We start from the raw sequence: 26643 nt of genomic DNA, 5'->3' as shown, positions 1-26643 counted from the left end.
AGTCGCGCTAAGAATCATGCGTAACACTAGCGGCGGGGCTATGAAGGAGGACCGAAGAAATGGGCGCAGAAGTAAAGGACACCCATGGGCAACGATCATCCAGCATGTCTTTCGCATGGCGATGGAAGCATGACCACCTTCGTTTAATTTTATTGAGTGCAATAATCTCAATCGCTATGACTTTCATGTTTTTGATGTTGTTGTACGGAACAAGTGATAAGAACGTATCTCTGGTTGTGAACGGCAAAGAAACCCTTGTGGAGACGAAGCAGGGGGTACTGCAGAAGCTGCTGGATGAACAAGCTATCACGGTTGGTCCGCATGATGAAGTTTCCGCTCCGCTTGATGCGAAGCTGAGGGACGGAGACCGTATTGTCATTAATCATGCGGTGAAAGTAACGGTAAAGGCTGACGGCAAATTATCAACGGTGTACACAACGGACAAAACAGTTGCGGGTGCGATTGATGATTTAAATATTAACGTCCGGGATGCGGACAAAGTGACACCGGCTCTGGAAGCCCAGTTGACGGGAGATACCCAAATTACGATCGTCCGGGTGGATACTCATATCACCAAGACGGAGAAGTCGCTGCCGTTCAACATTGTGAAGCAAGAAGATCCCACCCTGGAAAAAGGGAAGGAGAAGCTTGTTCGCACCGGCCAGCAAGGCATTATTGTGGAGCAGGTAGAGAAGCAATACGAAGACGGGCAGCTTGTGTCGAAGAAAATAATCGACCAGGTTGTTCAAAAAAATGCCGTAAATCAGCTTGTCGCTATCGGCACCAAAAAAGCGGCGCCTAAAGTGACGACACTTGCAGCAGCTTCGGTTACAAAAGGCGGCCTTACGTTTAATCCGAAAAAGGTGCTGAAAAATGTAACGTTAACGGCCTATACCGCTGACGCGGCTTCGACCGGCAAAGAAGAAGGCCACCCTTCGTTTGGCATTACCGCCTCGGGCACCAAGGTGACGGAAGGGCGCACCATTGCGGTCGATCCGGATGTTATACCGCTTGGCTGGTGGGTTTATATCGAGGGCATCGGTTTCCGCCGGGCGGAAGATACCGGCAGCGCCGTAAACGGCAACAAAATTGACGTTTATTTCAACAGCTCTTCCTACGCAAAAAAATTCGGCAGGAAAAAAGGCTACACGGTCTACGTCCTTGGCCCGAATAAACCGCCTGCTAGTTAATGAGACGGCTGGCGTACTCTTTTTGTTGCAATCATCATGTAATTATAATTTAATTAAGCCATGCTAAGAAGAGGTTATGCCTCTTCTTTTTGTATTGCCCGAACGGAAAGGATGGATCGTTTGATTAAAGAAATTATTGTCGTGGAGGGCAAGGACGATACAGCTGCCATTAAGCGGGCGGTTGATGCCGATACGATTGAAACAAACGGCTCTGCGGTCGGCCCGGACGTATTGCGCCGGATCAAGCTGGCACAGGAGCGCAGAGGCGTTATTATATTTACCGACCCGGACCATGCCGGGGAGCGCATCCGAAAAATCGTTGCGCAGCATGTTCAAGGATGCAAACATGCCTTTTTGCCGCAGGAGAAAGCGGAATACAAAGGCGACATCGGCATCGAGAACGCGTCGCCGGAGTCCATTCGCGAAGCGCTTGCCAACGTGCGCACAGAAGCAGCCGGGGCAATCGAAGGCGAGATCACATGGGACGATTTGATTGATGCCGGCCTGATTGTCCATCCCGATGCGGCTGAACGGAGGCTGAAGATGGGCAAGCTGTTAGGAATCGGTTATGCGAACGGCAAAACGTTTTATAAACGGTGCATCAGCTTTCATATTACGAAAGAAGAATTTCTGAAAGCATATCAAGCTATGGAAGTGGAACCTGCAGGCGGTCCTGCCGGCGGAGCTGCAAGGAAAGGGGATTAAAAGATGAGTAACGCTCGAGGAGGCATGGGAGCGGCCGATGTCGGCACGCCCAGGCGGACGAAAGAAATTATCGCGAAATACGGGTTCTCGTTCAAGAAAAGTTTAGGACAGAACTTCCTGATCGATCAAAATATTTTAAATAAAATTGTAGAAGCGGCGGAGCTGGACAAAACGAAAGGCGCTCTGGAAATCGGGCCGGGCATCGGCGCGCTGACCGGTCAGCTTGCCGAAGCTGCCGGCAAAGTAACGGCTATTGAAATTGACAACCGGCTCATTCCGATATTGCGTGATGTGCTGGCCGAAGAAAAGCATGTAGAAGTTGTACACGGCGATGTGCTGAAGCTGGATCTGGCCAAGCTGCTGCAGGAAAAATACGAGGGCATGACCGGGGTGAGCGTGGTCGCCAACCTGCCTTATTACGTCACGACGCCGATTCTGATGAAGCTGCTGGAAGAGCGGCTGCCGCTGGAGCATATTGTCGTCATGATCCAAAAAGAAGTAGCCGAGCGGATGGCGGCGAAGCCGGGCGGCAAAGAATACGGCAGCCTGAGCGTCGCGGTCCAATATTATTGCGAGCCGAAGCTCGTCTGCACCGTGCCGCACACGGTGTTTATTCCGCAGCCAAACGTCGATTCGGCAGTGATCAAGCTGTCGCTGCGCGACAAGCCGCCGGTCGACATCACCGACGAGGGACATTTTTTCCGCGTTGTGGGCGCAAGCTTCGCTCAGCGGCGCAAGACGCTGGCGAACAACTTGACGGCATTCGCCGGCAAGGAGCGCCGCGAGGCGGTGCTGAAGCTGCTGGAAGGCTGCGGCATCGACCCGACCCGGCGCGGCGAGACGCTGTCGATGGAGGAATTCGCGCGAATCAGCCGCGCTATGCTGGAGCAGGGTTGGGCCTAACGGCCTATAACAAGCTGTATACTTATTAAGCCGCCGGTTAAGGCGGCTGTTCCCTTTTTGGCGAAGGGGACCGCTCCTGCTTGGAGACGTTATGGAACATCATCATGGCACGGGAAAACCCGGTTTTCAGCCCTTGTTGGCATGGAATCCGGGTTTTTTATATCGCCAGCTCGCTGTAACTGCGTCCTCCGCGTCTGCAGGCTGCCTGCAAAAAACGGAAATGAAGTTGCGCGCACCAATCCTTCTTATTGCCCATACGATAGGCGTAGAGGTGATTAACCTATGAATTTGGGAGACCTGGTTGTCCGCAAATCATACGGAGGCGACGTTTTATTCCGCGTTGCAGAATTTCGTTCGGACATGGCCATACTGAAAGGTACAGATTATCGTCTACTCGCCGACGCGCCTGTCGCCGATTTGTCGGTTGTAAATAACCCGGAAGCAACCGTAGCGGCACAGCAAGTCCGTATTAAAATGAATGACAGCATGAACCGCATCCGCAAGCAAAAAGAGCGTGACAGCATAAACGCTCCGAACGGTGCGGCTGACCGTTTGACGGCTTCGGCTGCCAGCCAGGCTTTTTTCGAGGTGCCCGGCAAAGTGCTGCATTTGGACGGGGATAACAATTACTTGCGCAAAAGCATGCAGCTGTATACCGCTATGCGGGTGCCGGCCCACGGCATTCATGCCCACGAATCGCAAATGGCGGACCTGTTATACCGTATGCTGCCGGAGCTTCAGCCGGACATCGTGGTCATTACCGGGCATGACGGTGTGCTGAAAAACCGCACCGGTCCGGATTTGTACAGCTTGAGCAGCTACAAAAATTCGCAAAACTTCGTCAATGCGGTCCGCATAGCCAGAGAGTATGAAAAAAACCGCGACGGCCTAATTGTCATTGCAGGCGCCTGCCAGTCGCATTTTGAAGCGCTGCTCCAAAGCGGCTCGAATTTCGCCAGCTCCCCGGCGCGCATTCTTATACATGCGCTGGATCCGGTCTACATTGCGATTAAAGCAAGTTATACGTCTATTCGTGACCCGATCAATCTGTCGGATGTCATTCACGGCACAATCAGCGGTATCGACGGCGTAGGCGGCATCGAGACGATGGGGAAATACCGGATTGGCATGCCGCGGCCGCAAATTATTAGCGGCACAACAGCCACGGAGACGGGCGCAGGCTGACGTTTCTCGTAATATTAATGTTTTTTGAAAAAATGGGCGAAAAAACCGTTGACAAAAAAATAGGAACGTTGATATAATATTTTGCCTTATTTGACAACCTCCCTCTTTTTGGTTATAATGGACAGGGAAAGAGGTGGTAGTGGACAATGGCAAAAAATGCGCTATTGGAAATTAAACGCAGCTTGGAAGCCCATGTAGGCTCCAAAATCCGTCTTCGAGCAAACGGTGGTCGGCGAAAGACCATTGAACGTACCGGCGTGTTGGAAGAAACCTACCCTTCTGTTTTCATTGTCAAACTGGATCAGGAGCAAAACGCCTTTAAGCGCGTCTCCTACAGTTATGCGGATATACTGACAGAATCGGTGGAAGTGACCGTATGCAATGACGAAGGTCAAGTCCGTATTACCTATATTCAACATTAAATACATTTCCGGCGATTGAACAGCCGGATCCTTGTGGCGCGGATGCTTCCGCGCCATTTTTTTTGCATGTACATCCTCTGCTGCCGGCGGCATCCGGCTGTATGGATCGGTTGCGCCGGACGCATACTAACGCGGGAAGGCCATTTTACAGCGGGAGGGATTAGCGATGAGCCGCAGAAGAAGAGGCATGATGTCGGAGCAGCTGAAAACCGAGCTTGCGAAAGATCTGGGCTTTTATAATACGGTGCAGGAGGAAGGCTGGGGCGGCATCCGCGCCAAAGACGCAGGCAATATGGTCAAAAGGGCGATCCAGCTGGCCGAGCAGGCTGCGGCCAAATCGAATCAGCCATAGCGGCAGCGCCGCCAAAAACAGGCTAAGAGAAGGGGCTCGTCTTGAGCTTACAACTCTTAGCTTTTCTTTTAACCGTTTGTTATAATGAGGCTTAACTAATGAAACGAACGGGAGAAGTCGACGGATGAAAATATACGAAAAAGCCCCGGCCAAAATCAACCTGCTTCTGGACGTGCTCCGCAAGCGCGAGGACGGGTTTCATGAGGTCGAAATGATTATGACAATGGTCGATTTGGCGGACCGTCTGGAGATGGAGGAGCTTCCTCGCGATACCATTATCATCTCCAGCCAGGCCGGTTACATACCGCTTGACGAGAAGAATTTGGCCTTTCAGGCAGCTAAGCTCATTAAAGATCGTTACGATGTCCGCAAGGGCGTCTACATTCATTTGGATAAAAAAATACCGGTTGCGGCCGGCCTTGCCGGAGGCAGCAGCGATGCCGCTGCGGCGCTTCGCGGACTAAACCGGTTATGGCAGCTGAACATACCGGAGGAGGAGCTTTGCCGCCTGGGGGCCGAGCTTGGCTCGGACGTGCCTTTTTGCGTAACGGGCGGAACGGCGCTGGCTACCGGCAGAGGTGAGAAGCTGGAGCAGATTGAAAATCCGCCGGGCTGCTGGGTTGTGCTCGCCAAGCCGCCGATTAACGTTTCGACGGCTGATGTATACGGCAAGCTGCGCGCGAATGAAATCACGAGCCATCCTCAGGCGAAGGACATGCTGTCGGCGATCCGGCACGGCGACTTCCACGCGATTTGCGACGGACTGGGCAACGTGCTGGAGAAAGTAACACTGGAGCTGTATCCGGAGGTGCTGCAGCTGAAGGAAAGCATGCAGCGGCTAGGCGCCGACGGCGTGCTGATGTCCGGCAGCGGACCAACGGTGTTTGGCTTAGTGTCGAAGGAAGCGAAGCTGGCCAGAATTTATAACGGGCTAAGAGGATTTTGCAAAGAAGTATATGTGGTAAGATTGCTTACATAACCATGACGTAATTCTTGATTAAATCCGTATAAAAATGTTATATTGTCATTATAATATTCGGATTTAGTGGGGGGAGATGTGTTTTGAAAAAATTAAAGCGTAGCGCAAGATTAGTAGAGATGACACAATATCTGCTAAGCCGTCCCCACACGTTAATATCGCTAACAGCATTCGCAGATCGTTATCAGTCAGCCAAGTCGTCGATCAGTGAGGATTTGGCTATTATAAAAGAGGTATTTGAAGAGGAAGGCTTCGGAGAACTGCATACGCTTGCGGGCGCGGCCGGCGGCGTCAAATACACGCCTAAGATGAATAAGGATACGGCGCTTGAGATTATGACCGGCATTTGCAAGGAGCTTGAGCTGCCGGAGCGGGTGCTGCCCGGCGGTTATTTATATATGACGGATATGCTGGGGCAGCCGGAGCTGCTTAACGACCTCGGCCGCATGTTTGCGACGGCTTTTGCAGGGCGCCATATTGATGTGGTGATGACGGTAGAAACAAAGGGCATACCGCTTGCTTATGCAACGGCTAACTGCTTGAACCTGCCGGTTGTCATTGTTCGGAGAGATAACAAGGTAACGGAAGGTTCGGCGGTAAGCATTAACTACGTATCGGGCTCGAACAAGCGCATCCAGACGATGTCGTTAGCCCGCAGAGCGCTCAAGGAGCAGTCCCGTGTTCTCATTATTGATGACTTCATGAAGGCGGGCGGAACGATTCAAGGCATGATGGATCTGTTGTACGAGTTTAAAGCGACGGTCGCCGGCGTAGGCGTCTTTGTAGAATCAGGGGAAGTGGAACGCGAAGAGCGGCTGCTCGAAGATTATGTATCGCTGGCGAAACTGACGGCGGTTGATTTGAAGACGAAGCAAACTACAGTAATTCCAGGCAACTATTTTGCTTAACGGTGAAGGAGATGCACGTATGACGAAGAAACAACCGGTTCCGGTATCGACGGATAAAGCCCCGGCTGCAATCGGTCCTTATTCGCAGGCTATCCAACTAGGCGGTTTATTGTTTACGTCCGGCCAAATTCCGCTGGATGCATCCGGCCAGCTTGTGGAAGGCGGCATTGAGGAGCAGACGCACCAGGTGTTCCGTAACTTGAAGGAAGTGCTTGCGGCAGCAGGTGCAGCTTTCTCTGACGTAGTGAAAGCAACCGTCTTTCTGAAGGACATGAGCCATTTTGCAACGGTCAACGAAATTTATGCTTCTTACTTTGGCGACCATAAACCGGCTCGGTCTGCAGTCGAGGTTGCAAGACTGCCAAAAGACGTATTTGTCGAAATAGAATTGATCGCATCGACTCATGTCGAATAACAGCGAAAAAAATTCAAAATCAAAAAAAAATTTAAAATAGCGCAAAATAATGGGAATTTTAGAGAAGGAATTCGTTAGAAAGTGTGGAAAGTATACACCAAGTCTCACATAGACAAGGTGGTGAACACAAATGCAAATTACTGATGTCAGACTCCGCCGTGTAAATTCGGAAGGTCGCATGAAAGCTATTGCTTCGATTACCATTGACAACGAATTCGTCGTTCACGATATCCGTGTTATTGACGGCAACAATGGGATGTTTGTAGCAATGCCTAGCAAGCGTACGCCGGATGGAGAATTTCGGGATATCGCACACCCGATTTCTTCGACCACTCGGGAGAAAATTCAAGTTGCCGTGCTCGCCGAATACGAGCGTGCGGCCACCGAAGAAGTGGCTATTGAAGAAGGAGCTTAATTCGCTTTTAATGGGGTTACAGGGCTTCTCTAATGAGGAGATAGACCTAGCAAGAGCATTTGTGTAGAGGAGGGAGCCGCGTAGGCTCTCTTTTCTTTTTGCTTGAGATGGGATATATTTTTGTAGAGGTTGGCATTACACAGGATACGCCTTCGCACTCGTCCGGACCGCAACAATCCCGGTACGGCTGCGTTCAGGCAGGAGGTTATAGACGTTGAAAACAATGGCAATCGTGCTTGCAGCAGGGCAAGGCAAGCGGATGAAATCGAAATTATATAAAGTGCTTCATCAAGTCGCAGGTAAGCCGATGGTAGGACATGTCGTCCACACGGTAGGGCAAGTATCCTGCGAGCGTACCGTTATCATCGTTGGGCATGGAGCTGAAGCGGTCAAATCGTACCTCGGCGATTCTGCCGAATATGTGCTGCAGGAGCAGCAGCTGGGCACCGGCCATGCTGTAAAGCAGGCGGAGCAGCTGCTTGGCGGCGAAGAAGGCATGACCATCGTCATTTGCGGCGACACGCCGCTCGTAAAGGCGGAGACGATCGAAGCAATGCAGAAGCTGCATGAGCAAAGCGGCGCTGCGGCTACGATTTTGACGGCTGTATTCGAGCAGCCTGCCGGTTATGGCCGTATCATCCGCGGCGCGGACGGTACGGTAGAACGGATCGTGGAGCAGAAGGATTGCACGCCGGAAGAAGCGGCTGTACAGGAAATCAATACGGGCACGTATATTTTTGACAATCGGAAGCTGTTTGCGGCTCTTGCCAAAGTGACCAACGAGAACGCGCAAGGCGAATACTATTTGACCGACGTGATCCGCATATTCCGTGAAGCAGGCGAAGTGGTGCAAGGTTATGCGACGGATGATCTCGCCGAAGCGATCGGCGTCAACGACCGCATTGCGCTTGCCGAAGCGGAGCAGCTGATGCGCGCGCGCATCAACCGCCGCCATATGGTGAATGGCGTGACGTTTATTGATGCGGCTTCCGCTTACATTGAAGCGGATGTGCAGATCGGCGCAGATACGGTCATTTATCCGGGTACGGTGCTGAAAGGCGCAACCGTTATTGGCGAAGATGCGGTCATCGGACCAAATGCAGAAATCGCGAACTCGTCGATCGGCAATGGCGTTACGGTGAAATACTCGGTTATTAATGAATCGGTTGTTGGCGATAAAAGCTCGGTTGGCCCGTATGCGAATCTTCGTCCGGGCTCGAAGCTGGGCCGCGAATGCAAAATCGGCGATTTTGTCGAGCTGAAGAACGCAGTGCTTGATGACGGCAGCAAAGTGTCGCATTTAAGTTACGTCGGCGACGCCGTTGTAGGCAAAGACGTCAACATCGGCTGCGGTGCGATTACCGTCAATTACGACGGGTTTAACAAATCAGTGACGGAAATTGCGGACAATGCTTTTGTGGGCAGCAACGTCAACCTGATCGCGCCGGTCAAAATCGGAGAAGGTGCGTATGTGGTAGCCGGCTCGACCATTACGAGCGACGTTCCGGCAGGCGATCTTGCGATTGCGCGCGAACGGCAGACGAATAAGCCGGGATATGCGGACAAAATCCGCGCCCGCGCCAAAGCTAAAAAAGAGCGGAGCCAAAAGCAATAAACCGCTGCCGAATAAGCGAATCAGCGGAGTTCACAGTTCGCCAAGCTGTTTAAGAAGGAAGAGATTGGGGTAAACCTATATGGAAATTGATTTCTGCGAAGGAGGTTTCCATAGATGACTCAATCTTTAACGGCTGAGCCAAGAATGAACGGAACGAAAGGCGAGCTGAAGCGGCTCAGAAGCCAAGGGAAAATTCCGGGCGTCCTGTTCGGGAAGATGGTGGCTCCTTCTCCGATTACGCTGGAGGAAAAGGAGCTGCTTGCATTGCTGCGCTCCCACCCGAAAGCGGTGCTGGAGCTGACGATTTCGCAAGGCAATAAGGAAAACGTGATGATTACCGAAGTGCAGCGGGATTCGCTGTCGCGCCAGGTGCTGCATGTAGATTTGCATAAAGTAAATATGAATGAAGCCATCCATGCCGCCGTACGTCTGGATCTCGTTGGCGATTCCGCCGGGGTTCGGGAAGGCGGCATTTTGCAGGCGATTGTCCATGAGGTGGAAGTTGAGTGCCTGCCGGGCGATTTGCCGGAGTCGATTGCGGCGGATGTAACGGCGCTGGGCGTTGGCGAGAATCTGCTTGTAAAAGATTTGAAGCTGCCTCCGCAGGTGAAGGTGAAATCCGATCCATCGCTGGTAGTCGTGACGGTGCTGGCTCCGCAGAAGGAGCTGTCCGAGGAAGAAGCACATGCAGCCGATCATGCGGCGGAGGCGGAAGCGGCCCGCGCAGAAGAAGCGCGCCGCCATTCCGTGGCGCTGGATTAGCGTTTGGATGCACGCTCGGCTGGCGCAAGCTGCCATGGCGGGGGAGCGCCGCCAAGGGGATGGCTTCTCCGCTGTTCGGGCTGCACGGTGCGGCGGGTGAGCGCTCCACCGTGCTCATCCCCGCGGGGCATGACGGCTGCCGGCGGCGCCGGCTTGCCGATAGGTGAATAAGGACGGCTGCGCCGCTTGCATAAACGGCGCAGCCGTCTTTATGTTTTTGGCCGGCGGACGGCAGGTAATGGCAGCTTGGATATCGAATAAGAAAGTAGCATAATCGTAACGGCAGGAGTGGGAAACAGGCATGAAATGGTTTGTAGGGCTTGGCAATCCCGGCGCACAATACGCCGGAACACGCCATAACGTAGGTTTTATGGTCATTGATGAGCTGGCGCGCCGCTGGGGCATAACCGTGAACCAAAGCAAATGCAAAGCGCTGATCGGGGAAGGCAACGTGCAGGGCACCAAGGTGTTCCTTATCAAGCCGATGACGTACATGAATTTGTCGGGCGAATCGGCCCGCGCGTTTATGGATTATTACAAAGCGGATCTTGCGGACGGCCTGTTTATTTATGACGATATGGATACGGAAGTCGGCAAAATCCGGCTCCGCTATCAAGGCAGCTCCGGTGGGCACAACGGCATCAAGTCGCTGATCCAGCATTTCGGCACGCAATCGTTTAACCGGATACGGATGGGCGTCTCCCGCCCTCAGCCGGGGTACCCGATTGTGGACTATGTGCTGGCCAACTTTGCCAAAAGCGAACAGCCGCAGCTTCAGTCGATGATTGAGCAGGCAGCCGATGCAGCGGAGTTTTCGCTGAAGGCTACGTTTGAGCAAACGATGGCAAAGTTTAACGGCTAATGCCTAAGAGCGGGATAGTCCGGGCATACTGAAGGTTATAACTATTCTTCAGGAGGCATACATATGGCTGTAAATTATGTTTGCAGACACTGCAGGACGCCTATCGGAACGATTGACGGGAGCGGAATTACGGAACAGCGGCTCGGTTTCCATTTCTTGACCCCCGAAGAGCGCAGCGATATAATAGCGTATGACTTAAACGGTAATGTGACAGTAAAGGTTGTATGCGACTATTGCCGTGAGGCTTTGGACGCAAATCCTGAGCTGCTGTTAGTAGCGAATCCGCTTCAATAATAGGGTGGAAGGGCATAAAGGCCCATCACCCGCGATAAGCCTTGGCGTTTGGCTGAGGCTTATTTTCAATGGAGCAGGTGATTTTGCTTGGAGAAATGAGGTGCTTGTTCGTTTGAAAGCGTTAATCAAAGCTTTTGCCGCCGATGCCGACGTTCAGTCGATTGTATCTGGAGTGAAGTCGGGCATGCGCGAGCAAATGGTTTCCGGCCTTGCTGCGTCTTCCAGGCAGGTGCTGATCGCCTCTTTGAAGGAAGAGTGCGACCGGCCGATGCTGGTTGTTACTCATAATATGTTCTCCGCTCAGAAAATAGCGGAAGATTTGCAAGAATGTTTATTGCCTGAACAAGTTTTGCTATATCCTGCGAATGAGCTGGTAGCTGCGGAAACGGCGATCTCAAGCCCTGAGACGCTTGCGCAGCGTACGGATGTGCTGATCAAGCTGTCCGGCGGCTTCCGCGGGATTGTTGTTGTGCCGTTTTCCGGCATTCGCCGCTATTTGCCGGTGAAGGAAGCGATGGCGGAAGCGACATTCACCGTGCGCATCGGCGACGAGCTGCCGCTGGAGCAGTTTTTGCGCAAGATGGCATGGCTCGGCTACGAGCGCGTCGACCGCGTCGAATCCAAAGGCGAGATGAGCGTGCGCGGCGGCATTGTGGACTTCTATCCGCTGACGTCTGCCGCTGCTTACCGGATGGAATGGTTTGGCGACGACGTGGACTCTATCCGCACATTTGATCCGGCGGAGCAGCGCTCGCAGGACAACTTGCAGGAGATCGCCATTCCGCCGTGCAAGGAGCTGCTTGCGGACGAGCGCCGGTTCAAGGCTGCAGCCGACCATGCCGCGTCGCTGCTGGAGAAACAGCTGGACAAGATGACCGACCGCAGCGCCAAGGATCGGATGCGCACGGAAATCGGCGGCGAAATTGAGCGGCTGCGCGAACAGGTTTATTTTTCGGAAATTTATAAATATATTGCCCTTCTGTATCCCGAGCGCCAGACATTGATCGATTATATGCCGCAGGATACGCTGCTGCTGCTTGACGAGCCGACGCGGCTTATCGAGACCGCCCGCCAGCTGGAGCGGGATGAAGCGGAATGGGCAACCCATCTGCTGCAAAATGGCAAAACGCTGCCAAGCCTGGTGCTGGCGAAAGAAACGGATGAAGTGCTGCACCATCGTCCGTTCCAGACCTTGTTTTTATCCCTATTTCTTAGACAGATTCCGCACAGCCAGCCGCAAAATATATTAAATATGACCAGCCGGGCTATGCAAAACTTCCACGGCCAGATGAATGTGCTGAAGGCCGAGATGGAACGTTGGCGGAAGACCGGCGCCAATGTGATGATGCTGGCCGGCGGCGCCGAACGGATGGAACGGATGCGCCGCGTGCTGCAGGATTACGGCATTGAACCGCCTACGCTGCTGGAAGGCAATCTGCAGGCAGGTTTTGAGCTGCCATCTTCACATCTGGTAGTCATCACGGAAGGCGAAATGTTCTCGCAGAAGCAGCGCAAGGCGAGAAGGCTCGACAAGAAGCTCGACAATGCGGAGCGGATTAAAAGCTACACCGAGCTGAAGGTGGGCGACTATGTCGTGCACCAGAACCACGGCATCGGCAAGTTTGTAGGCATCGGCACGCTTGAAATCGGAGGTATTCATAAAGATTACCTTCATATTATGTACGCGGCGGGCGATAAGCTGTCCGTGCCTATCGAGCAGGTTGACCTGATTCAGAAATACGTCGGTTCGGAGGAAAAGGAACCGAAGATCAATAAGCTGGGCGGCAGCGAATGGACAAGAGCGAAGACAAAAGCCCGTTCGTCCGTCAAGGACATTGCCGACGATCTGATCAAGCTTTATGCGCAGCGGCAGGCAACCAAAGGGTTCGCTTTTTCGCCGGATACGCCGTATCAGCAGGAATTTGAAGCTATGTTCCCTTATGAGGAGACGCGAGATCAGCTGCGCGCCATCGAGGAAATTAAGCGGGATATGGAGCAGCCGCGGCCGATGGACCGCCTGCTGTGCGGAGATGTAGGCTACGGCAAGACGGAGGTGGCGGTACGTGCCGCCTTTAAAGCCGCGATAGAAGGCAAGCAGGTAGCCGTTCTGGTGCCGACGACGATTTTGGCGCAGCAGCATTACGAGACGTTCCGCGAGCGCTTCTCCGGTTATCCGTTTAATATTCAGGTGCTGAGCCGTTTCCGCTCCCGCAAGGAGCAGAATGAAACGATTAAAGGGCTGAAGGAAGGCAAGGTTGACGTCATAATCGGCACGCACCGGCTGCTGTCGCAGGACGTTATTTTTAAAGATTTGGGCTTGCTGATTGTGGACGAGGAGCAGCGGTTCGGCGTGTCCCATAAAGAAAAGCTGAAGCGGCTCAAAACGAATGTGGACGTGCTTACGCTGACGGCGACGCCGATTCCGCGCACGCTGCATATGTCGATGCTGGGCGTCCGGGATTTGTCCGTTATTGAAACGCCGCCGGAAAACCGCTTCCCGGTGCAGACATACGTGGTGGAAACGAACATGGCGCTTGTGCGCGAAGCGATTGAACGGGAGCTGGCGCGCGGCGGGCAGGTGTATTATTTATATAACCGCGTTCAGGGCATCTACCAGATGGCGGAGCAAATATCGGCGCTTGTGCCGGATGCGCGGGTGACGGTTGGGCACGGCCAAATGTCCGAACAGGAGCTGGAGAAGGCGATCCTTGATTTCCTGGACGGGGAATCGGATGTGCTGGTCAGCACCAGCATTATTGAGACAGGCGTCGATATCCCGAATGTTAACACGCTTATTGTGCATGACGCGGACAAGATGGGCTTGTCCCAGCTGTATCAGCTTCGCGGCCGGGTAGGCCGTTCCAACCGGATTGCTTACGCTTATTTCGCCTATCAGCGGGATAAGGTGCTGACCGAAGTGGCGGAGAAAAGGCTGCAGTCGATTAAAGAATTTACCGAGCTCGGGTCCGGCTTCAAAATTGCGATGCGCGACCTGGCCATCCGCGGCGCAGGCAATCTGCTTGGGGCGGAGCAGCACGGCTTTATCGCTTCGGTAGGTTTTGATCTGTATTCGCAGATGCTGGCCGATGAGATCGCAGCGCGCAAAGCGGAGCTGAGCGGCGAGGAAGTGCAGGTTGTCCAGCCGTTCAACACGCTGATCGACCTGAGCGTCGATGCGTACTTGCCGTCGGATTATATTTACGACAGCATCCAGAAGATCGAGATTTACAAAAAGGTGGCGGGCATCCGCTCCTTGGACGAAGCCGACGATGTACACGAAGAAATTGTGGACCGGTTCGGCAACCTGCCGAAGGCGGTGGACAATCTGCTTGCCGTGGCGCGGCTTAAAGTGTACGGCCATCAGTACGGCATCGAGCAGTTCAGCCAAAAAGGCGACGACATGCTGATCCGTTTTGCCGAACGGGAGAAAGCAAACATTAATGCAAAACTGGTCAACCAGCTGTGCCTGCAATACGAGAACCGGTTCCGCTATCAGCCGGAAGACGGCCCGCTGCTGACGCTGCGCGGCAAAGGGCTTGCGATGGAGCAAAAAATCGAGCTGGCGGAAAAGTTTTTGCGGCAGTTTGAAGAGACGTATGCGGCCGGCCAAAAATTGCAGAAAACAGCCCCTTAAGCAATAAAATTCGCATCCGGTTCCATAAATCTGTTACAATACAAGCAACTTTACATTTTCGAAAGGGGATCCAACATGTTGCACGGTTTGCATAAGCTGGCATGGCGGAGAAGCGCGCTGCTTGTTATGGCGGCGGTTCTGGTTGTGACGGTACTATCGGCATGCGGTAAGAAAGAAGGAGATTCCTTTGCGTTTGCTGGACAAGGCAAAGGAACGGTTGTGGCCACTTATGACGGAGGCAACGTAACGGAGCAGGAGCTTGATAAATATTTGGGCGTATTCAACATTATGCAGCCCGGATACGAGCAGCTGATTGAAATTCCGCAATTTAAAGAGCAGCTCCTGAAGCAGTATATCGCGTATAAGGTATTGTCCGGACAAGCTTCCGAAGAGACAAAGAAAAAGGCGCTGAAAGATTCGGACGAGCAGTTTAAAGATTTCAAGGATTACGCGGAATCCGATGCGAATATGAAAGCAACGATGGAGTCGAAAAAAATTACGAACGACGATGTCAAAACGTATTTGAATTTGATGCTGGTTGTTGTCGATCATATGAATTCACAAGTAACGGAAGATCAAATGAAAGCGGAATATGAGAAAAACAAATCCAGCTATAACCCGGTAACGCTGCGCCATATTCTGATCGGCACGACACAAACCGACCAAACGACCGGCGAAACCAAAGATCTCCGTACTTCGGACGAGGCGCTTGCCCGTGCGAAGGAAGTGAAAGCGAAGCTGGACGCCGGCGGCGACTGGAACGCTCTTGCAAAAGAATATTCCGACGATCCAGGCTCCAAAGATAACGGCGGTTTGTATGAAAATGCGGATGTAACCCAATTCGTTGAAGAGTTCAAAGATGCCGCTTTGAAGCAGGAAGTCGGCAAAATCGGCGATCCGGTTGAAACGGAATACGGTTACCACATTATTAAAGTGGAAAAACGCGATGTCCTGGACTACAAGGACATTACGCAAGAGACAAAAGATAAAGTGAAAAGCGCAATCGCTTATAACAACATGAGCCAATACATGACGAATGACCTGGAGAAGCTGAATGTGAAGGTTACGCTTCCTGAGCCTTCGCCAAGCCCATCGGCTTCCGCGGGTGCGTCCGCAAGCCCATCCGCTTCTCCGGATGCTGCGGCTTCGCCGTCCGCTTCGGCAGATGCGCAGGCTTCGGAAACGCCTAAATCATAATTGGCCTTGCTGCCAAACGGCTCGATCGGATTTCTTCCGGTCGGGCCGTTTTTTTTTGTGGGTTGGATATTCTAACTCTATTGATTACAGGAGGGACTGTATGTATAAGCTGCTGCTTGTAGATGATGAAATGGAAGTAACGGAAGGGCTGATGGCGGAAATCGACTGGGCCGGCTGCGGCTTCGGCGAAGTGATGACGGCCGGCAACGGCAGGGAAGCAATGGAATTGTTCGAGAAGCTTGAGCCGGATGTGCTCATTACAGATATTAGCATGCCTTATATGAATGGGCTGGAGCTGGCGGAATGGGCGAGAGGCGCTTATCCGCTGACGCGGATCGTTATTTTGAGCGGCTACGATGAGTTCGAGTATGCCAAGCAGGCGATCCGGCTGCAGGTCGATGAATATGTGCTTAAGCCGTTTTCCGGCACCCAGATTACGGATACGGTTCTTAAAATCGCCCAGCGGATGGACGAGGAACGGGAAAAGCACAGCAACTTGCAGCTGCTGGAAGAGCATTACCGGATGAGCCTCCCGATCGTGCGCGAGAAGTTCCTCTCATCGCTAATTACCCGCAAGCAGCCGCTGTCCGTTGTCCGGAGTAAAGCGGAGGCTTACGGATTGGAGCTGGACGGCCGAGGCTACGTGGTATCTGTAATTGCGGTTTATCATACGGACGAACAAGGCGGGAACGAAGATGAGACGGCTGTCAAATCGCTTGCTTCCTCTTATGATCTCGATCTGAAGCTGTTTTCGGTCGTGAATGTGGCCGGCGAAATATGGGCGAAATACGGAATGGGCAAAGTATTTGTCCATCAAGACCGCGTCGTGCTCCTGAATGTCGTACAGCAGGAGGGTTCTTTCCAGGAAAACGGCAACTTGATGGATGTGCTGAAGGAAGTGCTGCAAAGCATTGAAAAATATTTGCGGCTTACCGTCAACATTGGCGTCGGGAGGGCGGTTCCGGAAATCGGAGCTTTAAAAGAAGCGTATGAATCGGCTTCGATGGCGCTGGATTACCGCCGCATATTGGGCAGCAACCGTATTATTTGCATCGAAGATATGGAGGACCGCTCGAATGAAGAGCTTCTGTTCGATGAGACACGCAAGCAAAATTTGCTCAGTACCGTAAAAGTGGGGACCGAACAAGAGCTGAAGGAGCTGGTGGACGGGCTGTTTGACGATGTGGCCCGCTCACAGGCGCCGGTCTATGAGGTACAGCTTTATTTGATGGAGATGGTGCTTGCGATCATGAAGCTGACGAAAGGGCTGGAGTCCGGATCCGGGAATGAAGAATGGTTTAAAGGCGGCACCGATATACTGGCGCAATACCAGAAGCTGAACAGCATGGAGGAAACAAAAGCCTGGTATGGGGACTTATGCGCCAAAGTGCGCAGCCGGATCGCAAGCCAGCGGCAGCGCTCCTACAAGCGTATCGTAGAGGAAGCGATTGCGTATACCAAAGAAAACTACCGCGACAGCGATTTGTCGATCGCCAAGCTGTGCGCCCATTTGCACGTAAGCGCCGGTTATTTCAGCACCGTGTTCAAGCGGGAGCTGAAGCTGACCTACGGCGCTTACCTGCTTCAGCTGCGGATGGAAATCGCCAAGGAGCTGCTGCGGACAACCGATCTGAAAACATTTGAAATTGCGGAGCAGGTGGGCTTCTCCGATCCGAACTACTTTAGCCTTTGCTTTAAAAAATACGCCGGCATCTCGGCCAAGGAGTACCGGAACGGATTATCGGAGCGGGGCAGCTGATGAAACGGAAAAGCATCCAGTTTATTTTGTCCGTCTCCTTGTCGCTTTTTTCCGTGCTGGTCATTATTGCGGTCGGTTTAGTCCTGTACAGCCGGTTTTCCGCTACGACGAAAGATAACGCGTTCCGCAACTCCCAGCAAATTGTCGATCAGGTGAGCTATAACCTGGAAGGCTACATCGCCAGCATCTCCGAGCTGTTTCATACGATGGACCTGACGATTGCTCAAGGCGGGGATGTAACTTCCGGGCAGCTGCAGCATCAGCTGGAGATGATGATGTCGACCCGGATGGATACGGTGACGCTTGCTTTGTTCGATGACCGGGGCCAGCCGATATTTAACATCCCGAATGTGGCGATGAAGAAGTCTTTTAACCCGGCCAAGGAAAGCTGGTTTAAAAGCGCATTGGATACGCCAGGCCATTTATCCATCTCGCTGCCTCATGTCGAAAACTTTTACAGCAATCAATTTCGCTGGGTTGTTACCTTAAGCAAAAGCATCACGGTGCAAAAAGGCGGCAAGCCGGTTAACGGCGTGCTGCTGCTGGACGTCAACTTCAACCAGATTGACCAGCTGTCAAACCGCGTCAGCCTGGGGAAGAAAGGGTACGTCTATATTTTGGACGAGTCGGCCGGCAATATTGTGTACCACCCCAGCTTCAGCTTATATATGCGGGCTTAAAATCGGAAAACCCGGAGCTTGCGCTCCGCCATACTTACGGCAGCTACATTGACAAGTCGTCCGGCGAAAGCAGGCTGATCAGCGTGCAAACGATCGGCAATGTCGGCTGGAAGCTGGTCGGCGTCTCTTATATGGATGAAGTGATGGTGACAAGCGAAACGTTAAACCGGTCGCTCCCGAAGCTGCTGCTTGCGCTTGCGCTCATCGTTATTGTGCTGTCGAGCGTCGTGTCGCGCCGCATATCGAGGCCGATCCGCCAGCTGGAAATGTCGATGAAAAGCGTGGAGCGGGGCGATTTCGACAAGCTCGCCAGCAGCGAAGGACCGCTTGAAGTCAAACATTTGGCGGACCGGTTCAACATGATGATCGGCACGATTAAACTGCTGATGAAACAAATTGTGTCCGAGCAGGAAAGCAAGCGGAAATATGAGCTGGAAGCGCTGCAGGCGCAAATTAATCCGCATTTTTTATATAACACTTTAAACACGGTTGTCCGTATGGTCGGGATGAACCGGAATGCCGATGTGGTGACGACGATTACGTCGCTGTCGAAGCTGTTCCGGATCAGCTTGTCGAAAGGGAATGCCATCATTTCCTTGGAAGATGAGCTTGAGCATGCGCGCAACTATTTGGTGATTCAAAATATCCGGTTCAAAAATAAATTTACCTACTCCATTGAAGCGGATGAGCAGGTTTCCTCCTGCTCCACCTTAAAGCTGATCGTGCAGCCGCTTATTGAAAACGCCATTGTCCACGGCATCGAGCCGTCGGTTGACGAAGGGCATATCAGCATCAAGGCGCGGCTGGACGGCGCGGATGTCGTCATTGAAGTGAGCGATAACGGGCTGGGCATGACGGAAGAACGGTTGAATGAAGTGAGAGCCGGCAATGTGAAAAGCGCCAAAGGCTCCGGCGTAGGCGTGATGAACGTTCAAGAGCGGATCCGGCTTTATTACGGCGCGGAATACGGGCTTTCCTTTGAAAGCGAGCTGGAGGAAGGGACAACCGTCTCTATCCGGTTTCCGGCCCGCCGGATAGAACAGGAAGGGAGGGTGGCGGACGATGAATAAAACATACCGCAGCTACTGGCTGGGCGGGCTGATGCTGGCGGCAGCCGCACTGCTTCTTGTGTCAGCGTGGATGCCGTCGCTTTTCGGCGGGAAACCTAAACACGAGGAGAAGACGATACAGCTCATTATGCGGACAAGCGAAGGAAGCTACTGGAACAATATCGCTTCCGGGGCGGAAGCGGCAGTCAAGGAATTTGGCGTCAACGTGCATACATTTGCGGCCGAGGATGAAGGGGATGTGGGCAGCCAGGTCGAGAAGGCGATGATGTCGCTGGACGAAAAACCGGATGCCATTGTGCTGGGCGCCAGTGATGACGCGGCATTTGCGCCTTTTCTGAAAGAAGCGGACAAGCGGGGCATTCCGGTTGTGGCCATCGACAGCCTGCTGACCAGCGGCAAGACGGTCTCCTATATCGGCATTGATAATAGAAAGGCAGGCCGGGAGGCGCTGCGCCAAATGTCCGAGATGCTGGGCGGCAAAGGCCGGATTGCCATCCTTTCATCCTCGGCGGGCGGCATTAACGGCAAGCTTCGCGAGCAGGGGATTAGAGAAGCGGCAGCGGAAGCCGGATCCGGCATACATATCGTATCCAGCCAGCAATGCTCGCAGCAATACGGGGAATGCCAAGAGGCGGTGCGCCGTTTGCTGGAGGCGGAGAAAGTGGACGGCATTATATCTTTAAATACGGATACGACGGCAGGAGCCGCCACAGAGCTGCAGCGCCGGCAGGCCGGGGGGCAGATTAAGCTGATCGGCTTCGACAGCTCCGATGAGCTGCTGGAACTGCTGCAGGACGGCCAGCTCCAGGCGCTGATAGTACAAAATCCGTTCAGCATCGGTTATTTGGGCGTCAAATATGCGCTTGCTGCGGCGAAGGGCGAGCCGGTGCCGGCGAAAGTGGATATGGATATGAAAATCATCAATAAATTTAACATGTTTTGGATGGAAAACCAGAAGCTTCTTTTCCCTGTGGTGCAATAATTACAAAGAGATGAGGATTTTAATAAAAAACAGCAGAATCCTTCATTCGAAACGAAGCCCCATTTCGACATAATTAGATTGTAAGCAAGAGCAGCAAATAAAGAATTCATCAGGGGGTTGTTTTAGATGAAAAAATGGACATTAGCACTCGTAGCAGGCGCCATGGCAGTTGTTGCTGCAGGATGCTCGAACTCGGGCGGAAGCGGCGGCGAAGGCGGTACGCCAAAAGCCGGCGTTGCGATTTATAAATTCGACGACACGTTTATGAGCGGCGTCCGTACTGCAATTTCCGCTGCAGCGGAAGGCAAGCTGAAAGTGGATATTGTAGACAGCCAAAACTCGCAGCCAACCCAAAACGATAAAGTGGATTTGTTTATTACGAAAAAAATGAAAGCGATGGCGATTAACCCGGTTGACCGTACGGCGGCTGGCATCATTATCGACAAAGCGCAAAAAGCAAACATTCCGGTTGTATTTATTAACCGCGAACCGATGGCCGATGATTTGGCAAAATGGGACAAAGCCTATTTCGTAGGCGCAAAAGCAGAAGAGTCCGGCACGATGGAAGGCGAAATCGTCGCCGATTATTGGAAAGCGCATCCGGAAGCGGACAAAAACGGCGACGGCGTATTGCAGTACGTCATGCTGAAAGGCGAACCAGGACACCAAGATGCCGAACTCCGCACGAAATTTTCGGTACAAGCGATCCAAGACGCCGGCATTAAAGTAGAGAAGCTGGCTGAAGATACCGCTATGTGGGACCGCGTAAAAGGCCAAGAAAAAATGGCGGCGTTCCTCGCTTCGCACGGCGACAAAATTGAAGCGGTTATTGCAAACAATGACGATATGGCGCTTGGCGCAATCGAAGCATTGAAAGCAGGCGGCTACTTCACAGGCAGCAAATATATGCCGGTTGTAGGGGTTGACGCGACGGATGCGGCGAAGCAAGCGTTGAAAGACGGCACGCTGCTCGGTACGGTGCTTAACGATGCGGAGAACCAAGGCAAAGCGACGGTTAACCTGATGAGCGTGCTGGCGAAAGGCGAAGCGCCTACGAAGGACAACACCGGTTATGACATTACCGATGGCAAATATATTTGGATTCCTTACCAAAAAGTAACGCAAGAAAGCAGCAAATAAGTTTATTACAACTAGACAAATAGCGGCATGAAAACAGGGGGACGGCCAGCTGGAAGCTTCCGTTCCCTCTTATCTATAAGTCCGCAGCTGATTTGACGGCTAGGCTGGGAAGAGGAGGCTATATGATGGAGAAGCAGCATCCTTATTTGCTTGAAATGAACGGTATTACGAAGACGTTCCCGGGCGTTAAGGCGCTCGACAATGTAACGCTGAAGGTTCGTCCCGGCACGGTACACGCCTTGATGGGCGAGAACGGAGCGGGTAAATCCACTTTGATGAAATGTTTGTTCGGCATTTACAAGCCGGACGAAGGCGAAATTTTTTTGAACGGCCAGAAGGCTGAAATTAAAAGCTCGAAGGACGCTTTGGCGCATGGCGTATCCATGATTCACCAGGAGCTTCATCCGGTGCCGATGCGCAGCGTGATGGAGAACATTTGGCTTGGAAGATTTCCGATGAAGGGCGCTGTCCCTCTCCGGTTTATAGATCATAAAAAGATGTACAACGACACCGTCAAGCTGTTTGACGATTTGAACATGAACATTGATCCGAAGCAGCTTGTTAAAGAACTGTCCGTTTCGAAAATCCAGTCGCTTGAAATCGCGAAAGCCGTTTCGTTTAATTCGAAGGTCATCGTGATGGACGAACCTACCTCGTCGCTGACGGGCAACGAAGTGGAAGCGCTCTTTACGATCATTAACAAGCTGCGCGCCCGCGGCGTTTCGATTATTTACATCTCGCACAAAATGGAAGAGATTTTGCGTATTTCCGACGATGTAACGATTATGCGCGACGGCAAATATATCGGCACCTGGCCGGCCCAAGAGCTGACGATCGACACGATCATTACCCGAATGGTCGGGCGCGACCTGTCCGATCGTTTCCCGGAACGCACCAACACGCCGGGCGAAGTGATGCTGCGGGTGGAGAACTTGACGTCGACGCTGCCGCACTCGTTCAAGGATGTATCGTTTGAGCTTCGCAAAGGCGAAATTCTCGGCATCGGCGGCTTGGTCGGCGCACAGCGCACCGAGCTGGTGGAAGCGCTGTTCGGGCTCAGGTCCGTAAAGTCCGGGGCTATATACAAAGACGGCAAAGCCATTACGATCAAATCGCCGATTGATGCGAAAAAGAATAAAATCGCGATGCTGACGGAAGAACGCCGCGTAACGGGGATTTTCCCGGTGTTGTCGATTACGGCAAATACCGCTATTGCGAATTTGGGCCTGTACCAAAATCAGCTCGGATTTTTGAACGAGCGCAAGATGAAGACCGAGGCGGAAAGAGGCGTCGAGAAATTTAAAACGAAAACGCCTTCGGTTAACCAGCTGATCCGCAACTTGTCAGGCGGCAATCAGCAGAAGGTGCTGCTGGCGCGCTGGTTGCTGACGAATCCGGATATTTTGCTGCTGGACGAGCCGACCCGCGGTATCGACATCGGCGCCAAATACGAAATTTATTCGATTATTATTGAACTTGCGAAGCAGGGCAAAAGCATCATTATGATTTCGTCCGAGATGCCGGAACTGATCGGCATGTCCGACCGCGTCATGGTGATGTCCGAAGGCAGAGTAACCGGCATCCTCGACAGCAAGGATGCTTCGGAGCAAGCGATTATGCGGCTTGCGGCCCAGAAGTAAAAAGATTGAGGATTTGAAGGGGGCTTGCGACAGATGGACGCATCCAGAGGATTAAAAGTGAAAAACGCCTTTTCGCAAAATGCGATATGGGTAGTGCTTGTTATACTTGTACTTGGCATTTCAATGATGGATTCCAGTTTCTTATCGGTAACTACGTTTAGAGACGTGCTGATTCAATCTTCTACACGCCTCATTATCGCGCTTGGCGCAGGGTTTGTACTTATTACGGCAGGCACGGACTTGTCTGCAGGCCGGGTGGTCGGACTCAGTGCGGTCGTATCCGCATCGCTGCTGCAAAAGGCAGACTATGCCAATAAGTTTTTCCCGAATTTGCCGCATATGTGGCTGGTTATTCCGATCATCATCGCTATTGTGGTAGGCCTTCTGGTAGGCCTTGTGAACGGTATTATCGTTTCAAGATTTAATGTTCCGCCGTTTATCGCAACGCTGGGCACGATGGTTGCCGTATACGGGGCAAACTCGCTGTACTTCGATATGCCGCCAAACAACTCGCAGCCGATTGCCGGTCTGCGCAACGATTTCAGCAAGCTTGGCTCGGGCGCAATTGGCAGCGGCGACTTCTCGATGCCGTATATCGTACTGATCGCCATCTTCGTAGCCTTTATTGTCTGGGTTGTGTTTAACAAAACCCGCCTCGGCAAAAACATGTACGCTATCGGCGGCAACATCCAAGCGGCGCATGTCTCGGGCATTAACGTAGCCCGCAACCTGATGTGGCTGTATGCCATTGCAGGTGCTTTGTACGGCCTTGCCGGCGTGCTGGAAGCAGCTCGTACGGGCGGCGCGACAAACAACTACGGCAACATGTACGAGCTGGATGCGATCGCGGCGTGCGTAGTCGGCGGCGTGTCGACAACAGGCGGCGTTGGCCGTGTAAAAGGGATCATTGCAGGCGTTCTGATCTTTACGGTGATTAACTACGGGCTTACCTACATCGGCATTAACCCGAACTGGCAGCTTATTATTAAAGGTTTGATCATCGTTGTGGCGGTTGCATTCGATATCCGCAAATATGTAGCCAAAAAATAAGCTTTGGAAAGACCGGCATTGTTTGCCGGTCTTTTTTTTGTTCCATTTTTCTGTAAAAACTGATATCATAAATATATCAAAACAATATAGGGGTGTTTGCGGATGAAGGAACGTGTAGCATGGCATGTGAACGGATTTCTGGCATTGCTTGTAACGATCATCATGTTTGCGGCGGGAATCGCCTGCTTTATTATTGCCGGCAATGCCGCAGATCCAAGCACAGCGTTTATGTCGGTGTTTATTATTTTAGGGATTATCCTTTTGATCATTAGTTTGGTTGCATTCACTTCGCTGAGCATCGTCCAGCCGAATGAGGCGAAGGTCATTACGTTCTTCGGGAACTATATCGGCACTGTACAAGAAAGCGGTTTGTGGATGGTTAAGCCGTTTACGTCCAAGCGGAAAATATCGCTGAAAGTGCGCAACTTCAACAGCCAGACGCTGAAAGTAAACGATGCCGACGGCAATCCGATCGAGATCGGCGCGGTTGTCGTATTCCGCGTGCTCGACACGGCGAGCGCCGCATTCGACGTCGACAATTACGAGACGTTTGTAGAGATTCAAAGTGAAACGGCGGTGCGCCATATTGCGGCGCAATACCCTTATGATACGCATGATGAAGATCAAAGCCGGCATTCGCTGCGCGGCAATGCGGAGGAAGTGGCCAGCGAGCTGATGACCGAGCTGCAAGCAAGACTGGCGGTAGCCGGCGTTAAGGTGCTGGAGACGCGGCTGACGCATTTGGCTTATGCGCCCGAGATTGCCAGCGCCATGCTGCAGCGGCAGCAGGCGATCGCCATTGTCGCCGCCCGCCAAAAAATCGTGGAGGGCGCGGTAGGCATGGTGGACGCCGCGCTGCGCCAGCTGATCGCGAACGGCATTGAATTGGATGATGAGCGCCGTGCGGCGATGGTCAACAATTTGATGGTGGCGATCGTATCCGACCGCTCGGCTACGCCGGTCATTAATACAGGCACGTTGTACAATTAAGGGATGATTCCATGGCAAAAGAAAAAAAAGCGTTCCCGCTGCGACTGGATCCGGATGTATACCGGATGCTGGAGCAGTGGGCTGGAGAAGAATTCCGCAGCGTAAATGGTCATATTGAATATTTATTGCGCGAAGCGCTTGCCAAAGCCGGCAGGCTGAAGCAGCGTCCGCCTAGCGATCAGAAATAAAAGGCATGCCGAGGAAGACAGACCGGTCCGTCCATACAGGGCCGGTCTGTCTTCCCGTGTGTATGCCTGTTTGCCGCCAGACGGCAAATTCGATGATGAAGGAGGATTCACCCAGATTGGCAGCTATGATTTCCAAAGCGGCTAGTTCCGCTTTGGCCTTCCGTTACCGTTTTATTTTATTGCTTGCCGTTGTGCTGATTGCAGGAATGAGCCAGGGGCTGCTGCTGCCGCTGCTCGCCATATTGCTTGACCGTGCAGGCGTATCTTCCGATATGAACGGGCTGAATTCAACAGCGCTTTATATCGGCGTATTTTGTACAATGTTTGTCGTTGAGCGCCCTGTGCTGCGGTTTGGCTACCGGAAAGTCATTATGGCCGGCCTTGTGCTGCTCGCCGCTTCATTGCTGCTGTTTCCGCTCAGTAGCTCGCTTGCGGTGTGGTTTGCGCTCCGGCTAATAGTTGGCGCGGGCGACAGCGCGCTTCATTACGCCTCTCAGCTGTGGATCGTGAGCATGAGCCCGGCAGATCGGCGGGGGCGGTATATTTCGCTGTACGGCATGGCATACGGCATAGGCTTCAGCATCGGACCGCTTGGCATTAATCTGCTGCCTTACGGCGATATAGCCCCGTTTGCGGCCGTGTCGCTTTTATGTGCCGCGGTAGGGCTGCTGATGCTGAACATGCCGGACGATAAGCCGGAACGCCATCGCAAGCAGGCATCGGGGGAAAACCGTTTTTTGCAAACGTACCGGATGGCTTGGTTTGTCCTTATCCCCGGCTTGCTGTACGGCTTAATGGAAGCGTCGATGAACACCGGTTTTCCGCTGTACGGGCTGAGGATTGGCTTGACGCAGCATGAAATATCGCTGCTGCTGCTGGCGTTTGGCTGCGGTAGCCTTGTGCTGCAGCTGCCGCTTGGCATATGGAGCGATCAAATCGGGCGCAAGCCGGTATTAACCGGCAGCGCCGTGCTTGGTGCTGCGCTGTTCCTGCTCGTGCCGGCCGCCGGAAGCGGCTTCTGGGCGCTGTTTCTGCTGTTTGCCGCTGCCGGAGGACTGGTCGGATCGTTTTATTCGCTTGGACTTGCTTATGCAGCAGATCTTTTGCCGAAAGCGATATTGCCTGCTGCCAATGTGATAGCATCTATCCATTTCAGCATCGGCAGCGTGCTGGGTCCTGCGCTTGGCGGCTACGGCATCCGGTATGTGTCGCTGTACAGCGTGTTCTGGTGCCTTGGCGCCGCCTTTTTCATTTTTGCGGTATCCGGCTTTTGGTTCCGCCGACAGAAGAAGCCGGTATAAGCATA

26 protein-coding genes are annotated in these 26643 nt (G+C 52.8%); all 26 read left to right on the top strand.

Going from position 1 to position 26643, the window contains the following annotated elements; translation table 11 throughout:
- The first annotated feature begins 59 nt into the window (after positions 1-59).
- The 26 genes from ET464_RS14815 (at position 60) to ET464_RS14700 (ending at position 26638) form a co-directional block, all read left to right on the top strand.
- The gene (locus tag ET464_RS14815; RefSeq protein ID WP_129442155.1) at positions 60-1190 is read left to right on the top strand and encodes a resuscitation-promoting factor; all 1131 of its coding nucleotides are present in this window, start codon (positions 60-62) and stop codon (positions 1188-1190) included.
- Positions 1191-1310: 120 nt separating this feature from the next.
- Positions 1311-1895 carry a ribonuclease M5 gene (gene rnmV, locus ET464_RS14810; protein WP_129442153.1) on the top strand — a complete coding sequence of 195 codons (585 nt, stop codon included), beginning with the start codon at positions 1311-1313 and terminating at the stop codon, positions 1893-1895.
- Positions 1896-1898: 3 nt separating this feature from the next.
- On the top strand, positions 1899-2798 hold the full coding sequence (rsmA, locus tag ET464_RS14805) for a 16S rRNA (adenine(1518)-N(6)/adenine(1519)-N(6))-dimethyltransferase RsmA (RefSeq protein ID WP_129442151.1): 900 nt from the start codon (positions 1899-1901) through the stop codon (positions 2796-2798).
- Between the two features lie 282 nt (positions 2799-3080).
- Positions 3081-3983: a sporulation peptidase YabG gene (gene yabG / locus ET464_RS14800; RefSeq protein WP_129442149.1), complete on the top strand. Its 903-nt coding sequence runs from the start codon at positions 3081-3083 to the stop codon at positions 3981-3983.
- Positions 3984-4129: 146 nt separating this feature from the next.
- Positions 4130-4405 carry a biofilm formation stimulator Veg gene (veg, locus tag ET464_RS14795; RefSeq protein WP_129442147.1) on the top strand — a complete coding sequence of 92 codons (276 nt, stop codon included), beginning with the start codon at positions 4130-4132 and terminating at the stop codon, positions 4403-4405.
- 166 nt (positions 4406-4571) lie between these two features.
- Positions 4572-4757: a small, acid-soluble spore protein, alpha/beta type gene (locus tag ET464_RS14790; protein ID WP_129442145.1), complete on the top strand. Its 186-nt coding sequence runs from the start codon at positions 4572-4574 to the stop codon at positions 4755-4757.
- A gap of 124 nt (positions 4758-4881) precedes the next feature.
- Positions 4882-5736 carry a 4-(cytidine 5'-diphospho)-2-C-methyl-D-erythritol kinase gene (gene ispE / locus ET464_RS14785; RefSeq protein WP_129442143.1) on the top strand — a complete coding sequence of 285 codons (855 nt, stop codon included), beginning with the start codon at positions 4882-4884 and terminating at the stop codon, positions 5734-5736.
- An 83-nt stretch (positions 5737-5819) separates the two neighbouring features.
- Entirely contained in the window at positions 5820-6644 is an 825-nt protein-coding gene (gene purR / locus ET464_RS14780) for a pur operon repressor (RefSeq protein ID WP_129442141.1), read from the top strand.
- A gap of 19 nt (positions 6645-6663) precedes the next feature.
- A complete protein-coding gene (locus ET464_RS14775) occupies positions 6664-7059 on the top strand; it encodes a RidA family protein (protein ID WP_129442139.1) in 396 nt (131 codons plus the stop codon).
- A gap of 130 nt (positions 7060-7189) precedes the next feature.
- Positions 7190-7474 carry a septation regulator SpoVG gene (gene spoVG / locus ET464_RS14770; RefSeq protein ID WP_129442137.1) on the top strand — a complete coding sequence of 95 codons (285 nt, stop codon included), beginning with the start codon at positions 7190-7192 and terminating at the stop codon, positions 7472-7474.
- 214 nt (positions 7475-7688) lie between these two features.
- Positions 7689-9089, top strand: coding sequence for a bifunctional UDP-N-acetylglucosamine diphosphorylase/glucosamine-1-phosphate N-acetyltransferase GlmU (gene glmU, locus ET464_RS14765; protein WP_129442135.1), 1401 nt, complete (start codon positions 7689-7691; stop codon positions 9087-9089).
- A 114-nt stretch (positions 9090-9203) separates the two neighbouring features.
- The gene (locus ET464_RS14760) at positions 9204-9851 is read left to right on the top strand and encodes a 50S ribosomal protein L25/general stress protein Ctc (RefSeq protein ID WP_129442133.1); all 648 of its coding nucleotides are present in this window, start codon (positions 9204-9206) and stop codon (positions 9849-9851) included.
- 301 nt (positions 9852-10152) lie between these two features.
- Positions 10153-10713, top strand: a complete 561-nt coding sequence (gene pth / locus ET464_RS14755) for an aminoacyl-tRNA hydrolase (RefSeq protein WP_129442131.1) — start codon at positions 10153-10155, stop codon at positions 10711-10713.
- A gap of 63 nt (positions 10714-10776) precedes the next feature.
- A complete protein-coding gene (gene fin, locus ET464_RS14750; RefSeq protein ID WP_129442129.1) occupies positions 10777-11007 on the top strand; it encodes an anti-sigma-F factor Fin in 231 nt (76 codons plus the stop codon).
- A 112-nt stretch (positions 11008-11119) separates the two neighbouring features.
- Positions 11120-14641, top strand: coding sequence for a transcription-repair coupling factor (gene mfd, locus ET464_RS14745; RefSeq protein ID WP_129444432.1), 3522 nt, complete (start codon positions 11120-11122; stop codon positions 14639-14641).
- 75 nt (positions 14642-14716) lie between these two features.
- The gene (locus ET464_RS14740) at positions 14717-15838 is read left to right on the top strand and encodes a peptidylprolyl isomerase (protein WP_129442127.1); all 1122 of its coding nucleotides are present in this window, start codon (positions 14717-14719) and stop codon (positions 15836-15838) included.
- Between the two features lie 100 nt (positions 15839-15938).
- The gene (locus ET464_RS14735) at positions 15939-17597 is read left to right on the top strand and encodes a response regulator (RefSeq protein WP_129442125.1); all 1659 of its coding nucleotides are present in this window, start codon (positions 15939-15941) and stop codon (positions 17595-17597) included.
- Positions 17597-18277 (top strand): cache domain-containing protein, encoded by a 681-nt coding sequence (locus ET464_RS20400; RefSeq protein WP_244226550.1) that lies wholly within the window; start codon positions 17597-17599, stop codon positions 18275-18277. Before ET464_RS14735 ends, ET464_RS20400 begins: the two co-directional genes overlap by 1 nt.
- 83 nt (positions 18278-18360) lie before the next feature.
- Positions 18361-19347 carry a sensor histidine kinase gene (locus ET464_RS20395; protein WP_244226549.1) on the top strand — a complete coding sequence of 329 codons (987 nt, stop codon included), beginning with the start codon at positions 18361-18363 and terminating at the stop codon, positions 19345-19347.
- Positions 19340-20329, top strand: coding sequence for a substrate-binding domain-containing protein (locus ET464_RS14725; RefSeq protein ID WP_129442123.1), 990 nt, complete (start codon positions 19340-19342; stop codon positions 20327-20329). Before ET464_RS20395 ends, ET464_RS14725 begins: the two co-directional genes overlap by 8 nt.
- A 126-nt stretch (positions 20330-20455) precedes the next feature.
- Positions 20456-21469, top strand: a complete 1014-nt coding sequence (locus ET464_RS14720) for a galactose ABC transporter substrate-binding protein (RefSeq protein WP_129442121.1) — start codon at positions 20456-20458, stop codon at positions 21467-21469.
- Positions 21470-21594: 125 nt separating this feature from the next.
- Positions 21595-23109 (top strand): sugar ABC transporter ATP-binding protein, encoded by a 1515-nt coding sequence (locus ET464_RS14715; RefSeq protein WP_129444431.1) that lies wholly within the window; start codon positions 21595-21597, stop codon positions 23107-23109.
- A 33-nt stretch (positions 23110-23142) separates the two neighbouring features.
- Positions 23143-24159, top strand: a complete 1017-nt coding sequence (gene mglC / locus ET464_RS14710) for a galactose/methyl galactoside ABC transporter permease MglC (RefSeq protein ID WP_129442119.1) — start codon at positions 23143-23145, stop codon at positions 24157-24159.
- Positions 24160-24261: 102 nt separating this feature from the next.
- Positions 24262-25149, top strand: coding sequence for an SPFH domain-containing protein (locus ET464_RS14705; protein WP_129442117.1), 888 nt, complete (start codon positions 24262-24264; stop codon positions 25147-25149).
- Positions 25150-25160: 11 nt separating this feature from the next.
- Complete coding sequence (locus ET464_RS19875; protein ID WP_165280013.1) at positions 25161-25337, top strand: type II toxin-antitoxin system antitoxin; 177 nt, start codon at positions 25161-25163, stop codon at positions 25335-25337.
- 125 nt (positions 25338-25462) lie between these two features.
- A complete protein-coding gene (locus ET464_RS14700; protein ID WP_129444430.1) occupies positions 25463-26638 on the top strand; it encodes an MFS transporter in 1176 nt (391 codons plus the stop codon).
- Positions 26639-26643 lie beyond the last annotated feature (5 nt).

Origin of the sequence: Paenibacillus protaetiae, from assembly GCF_004135365.1 — a bacterium.
In the GTDB taxonomy this organism is placed as follows: Bacteria; Bacillota; Bacilli; order Paenibacillales; family Paenibacillaceae; genus Paenibacillus_AP; species Paenibacillus_AP protaetiae.
Note: the sequence above shows the minus strand (reverse complement) of the source record. Positions and strands in the feature narration are given on the sequence as shown.